Annotated in this window: 11 protein-coding genes and 1 riboswitch; of the genes, 7 read left to right on the plus strand and 4 right to left on the minus strand. The window is 37.9% G+C overall.

Annotated elements, in window-relative coordinates:
• Positions 1-25 precede the first annotated feature (25 nt).
• Positions 26-224, minus strand: a riboswitch (Lysine riboswitch).
• Between the two features lie 164 nt (positions 225-388).
• The 3 genes from ESZ26_RS08100 to ESZ26_RS08110 all read right to left on the minus strand — a co-directional run bounded on the left by ESZ26_RS08100 (position 389) and on the right by ESZ26_RS08110 (position 1,638).
• Positions 389-796, minus strand: a complete 408-nt coding sequence (locus tag ESZ26_RS08100; RefSeq protein WP_146799238.1) for a GNAT family N-acetyltransferase — start codon at positions 794-796, stop codon at positions 389-391.
• 60 nt (positions 797-856) lie between these two features.
• Positions 857-1,141 (minus strand): hypothetical protein, encoded by a 285-nt coding sequence (locus tag ESZ26_RS08105; protein WP_146799239.1) that lies wholly within the window; start codon positions 1,139-1,141, stop codon positions 857-859.
• Between the two features lie 89 nt (positions 1,142-1,230).
• The gene (locus ESZ26_RS08110) at positions 1,231-1,638 is read right to left on the minus strand and encodes a hypothetical protein (RefSeq protein ID WP_146799240.1); all 408 of its coding nucleotides are present in this window, start codon (positions 1,636-1,638) and stop codon (positions 1,231-1,233) included.
• A 139-nt stretch (positions 1,639-1,777) separates the two neighbouring features.
• Between ESZ26_RS08110 and ESZ26_RS08115 the strand changes: the two genes are divergently transcribed.
• Positions 1,778-1,957 carry a DUF6435 family protein gene (locus ESZ26_RS08115; protein WP_146799241.1) on the plus strand — a complete coding sequence of 60 codons (180 nt, stop codon included), beginning with the start codon at positions 1,778-1,780 and terminating at the stop codon, positions 1,955-1,957.
• 107 nt (positions 1,958-2,064) lie between these two features.
• Here ESZ26_RS08115 and ESZ26_RS08120 read toward each other — a convergent pair whose 3' ends face one another.
• Positions 2,065-2,685, minus strand: coding sequence for a hypothetical protein (locus ESZ26_RS08120; protein ID WP_146799242.1), 621 nt, complete (start codon positions 2,683-2,685; stop codon positions 2,065-2,067).
• Positions 2,686-2,956: 271 nt separating this feature from the next.
• Here ESZ26_RS08120 and deoA point away from each other — a divergent pair, with 271 nt between their 5' ends.
• The 6 genes from deoA (at position 2,957) to ESZ26_RS08150 (ending at position 13,191) form a co-directional block, all read left to right on the plus strand.
• The gene (gene deoA, locus ESZ26_RS08125; RefSeq protein WP_146799243.1) at positions 2,957-4,273 is read left to right on the plus strand and encodes a thymidine phosphorylase; all 1,317 of its coding nucleotides are present in this window, start codon (positions 2,957-2,959) and stop codon (positions 4,271-4,273) included.
• 101 nt (positions 4,274-4,374) lie between these two features.
• Positions 4,375-5,586 (plus strand): phosphopentomutase, encoded by a 1,212-nt coding sequence (locus ESZ26_RS08130; protein WP_146799244.1) that lies wholly within the window; start codon positions 4,375-4,377, stop codon positions 5,584-5,586.
• Positions 5,587-5,836: 250 nt separating this feature from the next.
• Positions 5,837-7,162 (plus strand): tetratricopeptide repeat protein, encoded by a 1,326-nt coding sequence (locus ESZ26_RS08135; RefSeq protein WP_146799245.1) that lies wholly within the window; start codon positions 5,837-5,839, stop codon positions 7,160-7,162.
• Positions 7,163-7,175: 13 nt separating this feature from the next.
• Positions 7,176-8,327, plus strand: a complete 1,152-nt coding sequence (locus tag ESZ26_RS08140; protein WP_170246337.1) for a FecR family protein — start codon at positions 7,176-7,178, stop codon at positions 8,325-8,327.
• A 22-nt stretch (positions 8,328-8,349) separates the two neighbouring features.
• The gene (locus ESZ26_RS08145) at positions 8,350-10,947 is read left to right on the plus strand and encodes an Ig-like domain-containing protein (protein ID WP_146799247.1); all 2,598 of its coding nucleotides are present in this window, start codon (positions 8,350-8,352) and stop codon (positions 10,945-10,947) included.
• A gap of 117 nt (positions 10,948-11,064) precedes the next feature.
• Positions 11,065-13,191, plus strand: coding sequence for a CHASE2 domain-containing protein (locus tag ESZ26_RS08150; RefSeq protein ID WP_146799248.1), 2,127 nt, complete (start codon positions 11,065-11,067; stop codon positions 13,189-13,191).
• The last annotated feature ends 25 nt before the right edge of the window (positions 13,192-13,216 follow it).

Genomic DNA, 13,216 nt, shown 5'->3' on the forward strand with positions numbered 1-13,216 from the left:
TTCTTGGTAAGATAAACTAAACTTTTCAGCCAGAAGCTCTCCACCATAATCTAGTTAGTACTAAACATACTAACTAGAGGTGACAATCCTAAGGATTCAGCCCTAGTAACCGAATAAATAACGCCACTCGCTAATTATTCTCGGCAATAGTCTCCCTCAATAACAGTCAAAAGAATGGTGGTTCTTCGTGTTATCTACCTAGCTACTGCTCCTCTTCTGGTGTGATTATTAAAAACATACAATTTGAGTATTTATTCTAATAACCCACGTGTGGATTAAATCCTATCTGTAATAATAAATCAACAGGCTAAGTCGATCTTTTTTAGAAATAATAGTTTAACAGTATTGCCCGTAGTTCAGCTAAAGCATGGGAGGTTTTTACACAAAATTAACTATTGCTGCAGCGCATTAACTTTATACCACCGACATCCGTTGAAAAGCCGAGATTTTTATAAAAACTCTCCAGTTCAGGTAAGCAATATAATTCAAAATGTTTTACCTTGACTAATTGATCGTGGTTTTTAACCAGACTCATCAATTGCTGACCAGTACCATTACCCCGATGAGAGGCGCTCACAATGACATCAAATATTATTGCTTTGTAGATAAAGTCGCTGATAATTCGCGTAAAACCAATGAGCTTATGGTCTTCATCGAGAATACCAATGCAAATTTGAGAACCACGAATACAATTTTGAGTGTCTTCGAGTGAGCGTTCTTTACCCCACCATACACTTTTATAAAGTTGATGAACTTGCTTTATATGGTCATCAGAAAATCTGTAAATTATTGTCATCTTTAATGTCTAAACTCATTGTTGACTAACTTATTAACCAACCGTAATTGGCCAACAACATTATTTAATAAGGCTAACACCCGCAACTTCTACGACTGTTTTTGCATCAGCGCGTTCAATAACTTTTAATAACGTTGTTTGAATAGTTTCATCTTTTCTCGCATCACCTTTACTGGTAAATTTTTGTTCTTGTGGGGCATCACCTTCTGCTGCAATAAAACCAACAACAACTTCAGTAGCACAATCAGCTGACTCGCCAAAATAAGCTAATGAGATTTGTGGGTAGCCTTGAAATCCTTTCTTAACTCTTTTTTCTATACGTTTGGTCGATTTGTCTAAGTTCATAATAATTATCCAAAATATAACGCCATATTGACGCGAATAAAACAATAGCTAGCTAAAATCATAAATGATTTATCAATATAAGCTAACCCCTACAACACATTTTGAACCAATAAGATAAATATTAATACTATATGAGGAAATGCAATGGTAGGTCTAATTGATTGACAGGCATATTCCTTAATTAAGGCAAGACCTGATAAGCTAACTTTATGATATTCAGAATTAAATTGACATACATTTTCACTACTGTCGGCTGAAATATATTTTTCTAGCTGTAAAAGCCGTGTCTCAATACGTGATTGAAATGTCTTCCAAATAGCATCTTGTAGCCATAAAACGACTAAGATTAAAAAGATAGGGATCGCTATTACATTCGATATAATGGCTGATAATAAAACGATAACGGCAATAAGTTTTATATAGAGCGAATGTTTCTCATAGCTATCAAACTGATTTTGCAGCAAGGACCATTCTGAGCTGAATTTACTTTTTTCCATTTTTTTCTCTGATATTTATAATAAAAATTTGCACCTAATTGTACGATACAATAAGTTTTTAGTGAAAAGTGTAAATAATAAAAACCAAAATCGATTTGTATACGTATAACTAACAATAACCAACTCAATGGTAAATAAAATGTTTGGAATATTTAAAAAAGACCCGATAAAAAAATTGAATAAACTCTATGAAGCTAAGCTTGAGCAAGCGATGTTTTCACAAAGAAACGGTGATATTAAGTCATATTCGATGATCACCGCTGAAGCTGAAAAAATAGCCGTGCAGATTAAAGAGTTAGAAAATTCCCAAAAGAACTAACGCGCTAGCAGCGAAAAACCCTGCCACATCACTTAGCGGTAATGCGGAGGGGTTTTGTTGTTAAAGCTAATAACTCAGTATTTATCGTGCTGCCTTGGCTATTAGGCTCAATTTAATAGCAATTGGTAATGATTAGCCTTTTTGGTAAAGCCGACACGTCTGAGGTAAAGTTCGTGAGCATCATCTGATGGCTCAACAATTAAATGTTTAATACCTTCTTGTCTTAGTTGGTTTTGTTCAGCAGAGAACATAAATTTAGCGGCTTTAAAGTCTCTGTCCTCAGGAATAATATAGTCGAGTAGCACTTCAACCTTGCCATCCTCATCTAACTCTCTATAAGCAAATAACCCCACGGGTTTCATGTTTCTAAACAATAACAATACTACGGCATCATCAAGTTGCTGCCACTGAAAGTTTTTACACAAGCTAATGATATCTTTACCGTAACGTTCTTTTAACAAGTTAAAGAATGATGATTCCACCGATTTTAATTTAATGAGATCAAATTTATCTTTTTCTTGATAAATACGAATTAAATAGTATATATCAACCAACGCTATCCAACCGTTTAAAATAAAAACGGGGTAGGCATCAATAAAGTAGCCGTAAACACTAAAGGCAGCAGCACCAAATAAATTTATCCAACGCAATCGTTTGATATTAGACATCATTAACGACAAAGCGATTAACACACTTGCGACATAACCAAAGACTTCTAACAGGGACATGACAATACTCTTTTAATAAAACAACAGGAACAGAACAATAATCTGACCAAATGGTCAGAAAAATACGATTAGATCTTGACACATGAGTCAGGAAAACACAATATATGGCTATTAAATGTATATAACAGCGAGTTATGTCACCACTATAATACTAAATAAAAACAATACATAGCTTTGCTATTAGCAACCGATTAACAAAATTGAAAGTATGGACGTTTACATAATTGTTACCTAATGCTTTTCAACTCAATTATTATCTAAAGGGATCACTATGCACTTACCTCAAAATATCATTCGTCAAAAACGTAATAAACAAGCCTTAACTGTAGATGAAATACAATGCTTTGTAGATGGTCTCAAAACAGGTGATTTCACCGATGCACAAGTTGGCTCTATGGCAATGGCTATCTGGCTTAATGGCATGACAACTGATGAAGTGGTTAATCTCACCATGGCGATGCGTGACTCGGGTACGGTTGTTGATTGGCAGAATAAATTAGACAAACCCATTGTTGATAAGCATTCAACCGGTGGTGTTGGTGATAAAGTCAGTTTAATGCTAGCGCCAATAGTGGCGGCATGTGGCGCGAATGTACCTATGATTGCTGGGCAAGGTTTAGGCCATACTGGCGGCACAGTTGATAAATTGGAAGCCATTCCTGGCTTTAATGTTCGCCCTAGCCTAGCAGAATTCCAAGCGACAGTTAAAGAGCAAGGCACAGCCATTATTTCACAGACTAAAGATTTAGCCCCAGCTGATAAACGTCTGTATTCTATCCGAGATGTTACCAGCACAGTAGAATCCATCCCATTGATCACCGCTTCTATTTTATCGAAAAAATTAGCAGCCGGTCTTGAATCTTTAGTTATGGATGTAAAGGTAGGCAATGGTGCGATGATGGCGGATATTGAATCTGCGCAAGCATTAGCTCACTCAATCGTGTCTGTCGCCAATGGCGCAGGAACGCCGACACAAGCATTAATCACGGATATGAATCAACCGTTAGGTACTACGGTCGGTAACTCTCTTGAAATACAAGAAACTATTGATTATTTAACCGGTAAATACCGTGAGCCAAGATTGCATGAAGTCACAATTGCCCTTGCTGCGCGGATGTTATTAACCAGTAAAATAGCCAGTGATATCGAACAAGCAACAACGTTAGCCGAAGAGGCACTTACATCAGGTAAAGCCGCTGAGATATTTGGCAAAATGATCGCCGCAATGGGCGGTCCAGCTAACTTATTAACCCACAGTGAAAGTTTACTGCCTAAAGCTAATATGACTAAAAACATTGTCGCAGCACAAGCCGGTTACATTGGCATTATGGATACTCGAGCTATAGGTATGGCATTAGTTGAAATGGGTGGCGGTCGTGTCGACCATAATCAAAGCTTAGATTACAGTGTCGGCTTTAGTGATATTAAACCAAAAGGCACGAAAGTGGCTGAAGGTGACATCATTGCTATTGTTCATGCCAAAGATGACGCGCAAGCAACTCAAGCGATTAAGCAATACTTAAGTGCGGTTGAAATTTCAGCAACGCCAGTAACGGTTGAACCAGTAATACATCAACTCATTACCTAATTATTGATGCTCAACTGAAATTAACACCTTTATTAAGGCGACTGTAAAGTCGCCTTAATTTTTACCGCCCCCTTTAAATAAATTCATAAAAGAGAACGATTATGTCGAGAGCAATTATCTTGGTCATTGACGGTTTTGGCTTAGGTCATGCCCCTGATGCAGAAGCTTTTGGTGATGTTAATGCCAACACCTTTGCAAATTTAGCCGAAAAATTTCAAGCAACTAAAGGACGCCCTTTAAAACTTCCTCATTTAAGTAAACTCGGTTTAGTTAACGCTTGCCAACAAGCGTCAGGTCGCACGCTTTGTGTTGAACCCGTAAAGCCCACTAAAGGCGCTTATGGTTATGCTGCTGAAATAAGTACCGGTAAGGATACCCCTAGTGGTCACTGGGAAATGGCAGGAGTGCCGGTGCTATTTGATTGGACTTACTTTACTGATAAGAAAAATAGCTTCTCAGCAGAGCTCATGGCCCAAATAAATCAAGCCACAGGCTATGCTGATATGTTAGGAAATTGCCATGCTTCTGGTACCAATATTATTGCTGACTTAGGCGAACAACATATAAAAACAGGTTTACCGATTTGTTACACCTCCGGCGACAGTGTTTTCCAAGTTGCCGCTCATGAACAACACTTTGGCTTAGATAATCTTTATAACTATTGTCAACAAGTGCGGGTAATACTCGATCCGTTGAATATAGGACGTGTGATCGCTCGCCCTTTTATTGGTGAAAGCCCTGCCGATTTTGAGCGAACAGGTAATCGCAGAGATTATTCAGTATTGCCTCCGGCAACCACCGTATTAGAAAAATTAACACAGACCGATGGTACTGTCATCAGTGTAGGTAAAATTGCCGATATTTTTGCCCATCAGGGTATTAGTATCAAAACCAAGGCAACCGGCATTCCTGCGTTGTTAGATGCAACGCTTGCCCATATGAAAACCGCCCCCGATAAAAGTATTATTTTTACCAATTTAGTCAATTTTGATCAAGACTTTGGTCATCGACGCGATCCGGTTGGTTTTGGCGAAGCGCTAGAATATTTCGATGAACGATTAGCTGAATTTTTAGATCAAATGGCTGATGATGATTTACTGCTATTAACCGCCGATCACGGTTGTGATCCTACTTGGCCAGGCAATGATCATACCCGTGAATTTGTGCCAGTCATCGCTTATCACAATCATATCGATTCGATAAACTTAGGTCAGCGCAATAGCTTTGCTGATTTGGGACAAACTTTAGCCAGCTTATTTACCTTAGAGGCAATGGATTATGGCCAGTCTTTTTTACATGAATTAAAGCTGTAGAGTTACCACTAGAAAAGTAAGACAAAAATATCTCAACAATAAAATCATTTCATTTTAACGTTACGGTTGGCTTATGTGCTTTTATCAACATATACCAGGTTTATTATTTGCTTAAAATATAAATTGTATCTATTGTTTTTAAAAGCGTTATTGATAAACCAACCATAAACTTTTAACTAAAATCAGTTAAAAGTTTGTCAACTTAACCAGCTGAATACACCTTATTTGATAATTACTTAAGTGGCTTAAAATGATAAATACGTTTTATAATAATAAAAAATCTTGCCGTTTTTTGTTTCTACTATTATTTACCTTCTGTCTTCCTGCTCTGGCGAGTTTTTCGCCGTCTGAAAAAATTCTTAATTTATTAAAAAACCAAAAAAATACCCAAGCTTTTCAATTAGCCAATGCAAGTGTAATTGATTTTGAAGGAGAGCCCCAATTTGATTTGGCTTTTGCCCTAGCTGCTCGCGCCGTTGGTAAATACCATCAAGCCGTTTTTGCTTTTGAACGTGTTTTACTTGTTCATTCTAATTCCATTGACGCTCGCTTAGGTTTAGCAATCACTTATTATCAACTTAAAAACTATAAAGCCGCTAACACCGAGTTTTTATTATTATCAAAGTATAATATTTCAACAAAATTATCAGCAATGGTTACGCGATATCTTGAAGCGATAACAAAAAGAACGCTAGAAGCCGATGGTTATTGGCGAAGTTGGCTGAGAGCGGGTTTAGGCACTGACAGCAATGCAAATAATGGCAGTTCTGATGAATTTATAACCATACCTCAACTTGGGCAGGTACGCTTATTTCAACAGAGCAAAGAGGTAAACAGCGCCTCTTATAATATACAAGCACAAACAGCTTTTATTAAACCAATAAATCAATTATCTACATGGTATGCCTCAGCGTCATTATTACATGTTGGCTTTTCTGATGAGCTTGCTTTATCTAAAACCTTTGCCAGTTTCTTTACCGGTTATCAGGCACATATAAAGTCTTATGATGTTAATATCAGCCTTTTTTATCGTCCTCTATGGCTAGATGGTGAAGACTTCCTTGATTATTATGGTGCTAAATTTGGCATTACCCGTACTGTTTGGCATGACATCAAATTAGGTGCTGATTATTCACTATCAGTCGAAGATTACAGTAAAGAAACCTACCTTAACAAACAACAATCATTGCTTGAAACATGGTTAGAACAACCATTTTATAAGGGTTCACATCGTTTTACATTGAGGTTAGCCAAAGAAGAAGCCAGTCAATCAACTGATGACTTTTCCGCTAGAGATTTTTGGGGGCTAGGCTATAGCCTCAAGCAAACAATTAATACCGCGTGGGATTATCAAGCCTCTATTGATTATTTAACGGGTAAACATAATGCAGCTGATAAAATTTTCAATCGTGTTCGAGATGATACTTTTATTCGAGCAGAGCTTGATTTTGGCTTCCAATACACTGCCCAATGGCGCTTACTTGCCAAAATCAGTTATTTAAATAACAGCAGTAACCTTCCTTTATACGAATTCAACCGTTATAAATTTTGGTTAGGTGCTCAGTATGACTTTTAGTCACGGGAGAATCATGAATAACTCACTCTTCTTTTGCATCATCCTCTTGTCTGTTACTTCAACTTTACAGGCTGCTAATAATGCGGGTAAAACAATTGTCGCCAAAGGTTATGTTAATGCTGAGATTGACCAGAACATTCGAAATTTAACAAGACGCTCGCCGATATTTACAGAAGATATCGTAAAAACAGGAGCAAGCAGTGCCGCCCAACTGAGAATGATTGATGGTGGCTTGTTATCTATATCATCCGACAGCCAATTAGCCATTAATCACTATGATTTTAACGAATCAAGTAAAGAGGGTCGTGTTGCGATGACATTACTCAAAGGGGGCTTGCGCACAGTAACCGGGGCTTTAAATAAAGCGACTAATAACTATAAAATGCAAACACCGGTAGCAAGTATTGGTGTTCGTGGGACACATTATCAAGTTCAATTACTTGATGACGACTTATATTTAGCTACCTGGCAAGGCATCATTGATATCGACGTATTAGCTGGTTCAGAAAAAATGCACTTCTCACTTGGCCCCACATTAGCCTATAAATTTGCTATTGTTAGAGCCGATGGACGAGTTGAATTTTTACTCACCGTTCCAGCCGTTTTCTCTGATGGGTATGGTAATGATTTACTTGCTAACTTACCACTTGTGGCTAACCCTTTGCACTTTAAGTCAGGTAAAGACAATTTACTTGTTAATAACGAACCATTTAATTCAATAGCAATAGACAGTAAAGGGTCGCAAACCTTTGTGAGTAACGAGTTGCAAACAGCTACTTGGGCTATAGACACAGGAATGGAACGCAGCGGTGAAGTTTTATTTTCGCAAATTGAACAATATTCGGTTATCAGCAGTAATGGTGAAATTAGTAACTTAGCGATGTCGATGAATATTAATTTTAATAGCGCGAGAGTCACAGACAGTCAGCTGTCGTTTAACGATAATACCGGTGAATGGTTTGCCGCGATGGACGGCGTTTTTGACCAAGGGCTATTAGATTTACAGGTTAACTTTGCATCACATAACGATAAGTTGGCTAATGGTAAGGTTAGCGGATATTTTATAAATGAAGGCTACAGCATATTAGGTAACTTCACCTTGTCTGAAATATTACAACCAGAAGTTAACGCCGGCGGTTCTTTTTTACTGAGTCAAATAAGATAAGCTAGTAAGCTAAGGTGATATTATGTTTCGTATGGCAACTTGTATATTATTTTCTTTTATATTAATTGCTTGTGGTGGTACCTCATCAGATAGTACATCCAACACCACACAAGTAACATTAGCATCACAAAATGCAGTAAACACAGGTTTTTTTATTAACCCGTTTGGCGATGAATTAGTTCAAGGAAATTTATTAATTTCCTATTCGGTAAAATCTACGGGCACAATAGACGAACTTCAACTCCGCTTTGGTAGTAATTTTCCGGTGGTCTTACTTTGTAAAGGTGACACAAGTTGCAGAACAAAACTGATTAACACCGTTAGTGGTATTAATCCCGGTTTTCATGGCGCAAGTGCTGGTTTACAAGAAATAAGTTTGTGGATAATTAATACGTCTGGACAAAGCACCAAAGTTGCAACGCTTAATATTAATTGGCAGCCAATAGAAATTATTAACCTTAATATTACTCGCAGTGAAGACGGTCGCTCTATTTCCATCAATTGGCCACTTGACCACAGGTTAATTCGCTATAATGTTTATTTAGCCACAAGTAGTGGCGTTAATCAGACTAACTTTACGACCTTAGCGCAAGGGCAAGCAAGACTGGCCATTGAACAAGGCCCAATAGAGTTTAATAATTTATCCGCAGAACTTCCTTATTATTTGATGGTTGCGGGGATTGATGGCTCCGGTGAAAGTGCCTTTAGTACGGAGCAGTACGTTGATATTATTGATAACTATGCGGATTTACCTATTGCAAATAATGATAATTATGATGCCATTGAAAACAACATCCTTATTATTGCCGCTAACCAAGGTTTATTAGTGAATGATAGTGACCCCATTGATCAAACCCTTGTTGTTAACCCTGCCCTCATCCAAGCACCAAGCAATGGTCAGATTGTTATACAAACATCTGGCGCACTAGAATATACCCCTAACGCTAACTTTCTAGGTAATGACAACTTTATTTATCAAATAGAAAACATGGCCGGTGCAACGGCACAAGCCAACGTAAATATTAATATAGCTGCATTAAAAAGCTCTGTCTCAGGTAATTCATCAACCATTAATAGTCAGTTAAGGTATTCGGGGTTAGGAGAAGAATTACCCCGAGGAAGTACTATCGGAACCGGTCGTTATGCATTAGGTGATTGTCTACAACATATCGATACACGATGTACGGTTATGGGTAATTATATAGCAAGTACCACTGGGGACACTCAGGGTCGTTATGCATTTACCCTCTCGTATGGCGGCGTCGGAGTATCACCTGTACTGGCGCATTCTGTTGCACCGGCTAGCGATGAACTTGCATTCACCGATGTTGGCGATGCTATTTTTGAATTAAACCTCTTCCCTAATAGTGGCGGTATTATTGTTGGTCTATTCCCTGAAGCCACTTTTAGCGAATCAATAAATTTTGCTGCAACGATTATGAATGATGCGGTATGTCAAAACTTACCTGCGGGTCAAGCTTGTACTATCGCACAAACAGGCATGAATGCGGGTGCTGAGTTAGTCGCATCACTCAATCAATTAACATTTGATATTCCTGCGTCATCATTAGGTAGCGGTGCTAATCATTTACCTTCAGCCACGGATGATCAATATCAAATGGCAGTCAATACCTCTTTAACCATTTCACAACCCGGTGTATTACTTAACGATGTTGATGATGATGTTGCAGCGGTTGGTGATCAATTGTCTATTTCTAAGCAATTCACTCCGGCTATAGGAGCACTCGTTGGACTAGGGTATGACCGATACCGTCAATTTTTATATTTATACCCTGCACTGGGAGCGGCAATTTATACTTATGATCGCAATGGCATACCATTACAAACGTTAGATCTGCCGGGTGAACCTGCTAATAACATTGATTTAGCCGTCGCCTCGCAAAGTTTTAATATAGCTAATACATTTATTCCACAAGGCTCTATCTTAGTCATTAATGGCGAAACTGCTGAAGCCGAGATTTATGCTTTAGATGCAACTAATGGGGTTTTGTTAGCAGAGTTACCTACCAAGTTTGGTAATAGCCATGTGGTTGGCGGGACCTATAATACCAAAACCAATAGTTTCTTTTTATTACAAGACAGCGTATCCGCAGTTGCTAGTAATACTGTTGCTGAAGTTAATGCCCAAACAGGTGATGTCTTAAATACTTTTCAATTAACGGCCAATAACCCTACTTTTAGTGTTCGTTTTGGCGATATTGCGGCAGACCCGATCACAGGTAATTTATATGTTATTAGCAGTATTTTAAATGTTATTGCCGAGTACACCGCTAATGGCGACTTTATTCGGCAGATAAACCTTCCACAAGGTGTCATGGCAGTTAACGGCATTGAATTGAGTGAAAATGGAGGTAATATTTGGCTTAGCTCTAACCTGGGTGATGTCTATGAATTGATTTTTAATAATGGCGGTCAACTTTCTAAATTCACCGCAGAAATAAAAAAACAGCCTGATAATGGTATCCTGAGTTTTAATCGAGATGGAAGTTTTATCTATACGCCTAATAATGGTTTTACGGGACAAGATAGCTTCGTCTATCTATGTAACGATCAAAATGGTGGTATAAGTTCAGCTACCGTTGTTATTGGTGTAAATTAACGTTGTCGCTACTGGTTAGTGGCAATTATTTCGTTTTAAAAGGTCAAACTTATAAAAATACCCGCTGAGTTCGATAAGAGTTATTCACATGCTGTTGCTGTAATTATTTGTTGTTTGATGATTAGCCTTCAGTTCTTTAGCCCTATTCTGATAGAACAGACCGTTCAGCGGCTTGATGGATTGGTATATGATTTAAAAATAAAATTATTTTCCCCACAGTCTACCAATATAACTAATATTCAAATTGTCGATATTGATGAAACAAGCTTAGCTCAAATAGGTCGTATGCCATGGTCACGGGAAAAATTTACCACTTTAACAGAAAAACTAACTCAACAAGGTGCGCTCGTTATCGCCTTCGATATTCTTTATTCTGAACCACAAGAAATTCCAACGACTGAAATAGTCGGTGTTTTGCCACAACTTAGTGATAAAGACAAAGCACGATTAACCGAGCATTTTGATGATGACGGTTTATTTGTTCAAGCAATGAAAAGTAATGATGTCGTCTTGGCAAATTTATTTCACCATCATAAAAACATTCAACGGGGTGGTTTTGTTAATAATGTTATTGAACAAAGTGAAAATTTTCATGACACTAATATTATTTCTTTCACGGGTTATACCAATCCAATAACTCGTTTTTCAGCGGTTGCTGCCGGGCAAGGTTTTATGAATGCGATAACTGATTTTGATGGTATTGTTAGGCGTACCCCATTAGTTATTGAGTTCGAAAAAAAGCTCTACCCTTCTCTTGCGCTGGAAACTTTTCGGGTTTACAGCTTAGTTGATGAAATTAAAATGCAGTGGTCTCAACAATTTAATAATGCGCATATTGAAGGGATAAAAGTGGGTAAACTCATCATTCCTACTGATGATTCAGCGCAAATATTAATTCCCTACCAAGGGAAACGAAATCATTACCGCTATACTTCTGCTGCCGACTTACTTAATGGTAAAATTAACGATAACCGTTTTCAACAAGCGGTGGTTTTTGTCGGCACTTCAGCCATTGGTTTAGCTGATTTACAGACTACGCCAGTCGGGGTTAATTATCCTGGTGTTGAAATACATGCGACGGTATTTGATGCATTAATGGCTCCGACTGCCTTACCTTATCGACCTGATTGGTGGCAAGGAGCGATATTTATTCATCTGTTATTGTTTGCGCTACTGTCTTTGCTTATTTACCCAAATAAAAGCGCATTATTTAGCTCGATATTCACCTTAGTGCTCATTATTAGCACTATAAGTGTTAATTTGTATCTTTGGCAAAATTATCATATCGACTTACCAATCGTGGTGTTGTTATTGCAAGTTTTTGTTTTAGCCGTTTATTACATAGGTTATGGCTTTTTTAATGAAGCTAATCGGCGTAAAGTCATAAAGACTATGTTTGCTCAATACGTTCCAGATGCACATATCGATAAACTGTTATCTTCGGCAACCAATATAAATTTAGCCGGTGAACGTAAAGACCTTACCGTGATGTTTTGTGATATTAGAAACTTCACCGCAATATCAGAAAACATGTCTGCAAATGAACTTAAATATTGGCTTAATAGTATTTTCTCGCCACTTACCGACGAAATACTAAAACATGATGGCACCATAGATAAATATGTCGGCGATATGATCATGGCATTTTGGGGCGCCCCTATTGACGATGAACAGCATAGCCACAAAAGTATTAAGACCGCTTTTGCTATGTTGTCGGCCGTAGATAAATTAAATACTATTTTTAACCAGCAAGGTAAACCTAAGGTCTCTATTGGTATTGGCATAAATACCGGTGAAATGAACGTTGGCGATATGGGATCAGATTTTAGACGAAGCTATACGGTTATTGGTGATGCGGTCAATTTAGCATCACGGCTTGAAGCCTTAACCAAATTCTATTGTGTTAAAATATTGGTCAGTGAGTTTACTCAACAACAAGCCAACGCTGAGCATTATTTGCTAGTTGATAAAGTAAATGTAGTTGGAAAGGAGCAGGCAATATTAATTTACACACCACTAGAGCATGGTTTAACTAGCAAAGATGGAGCGTTTCAGCACTTTAGTGCGGCTCAAGGACAGTACTTCAATAAACAGTTTGAATTGGCAGAGCAAACACTGCAATCAATCAACAGTGACTTTGCTTATTATGCGCTAGTCTCGATCTATTTAAGCAGAATTAAAGCATTTAAATTAACTCCCCCCAGTGAAAACTGGAATGGGTGTTACCAGCATAGTCAAAAATGATCGAGATAACGATTAGCCGTTATTC

Source organism: Colwellia hornerae, assembly GCF_007954355.1.
Lineage (GTDB): Bacteria > Pseudomonadota > Gammaproteobacteria > Enterobacterales > Alteromonadaceae > Colwellia_A > Colwellia_A hornerae.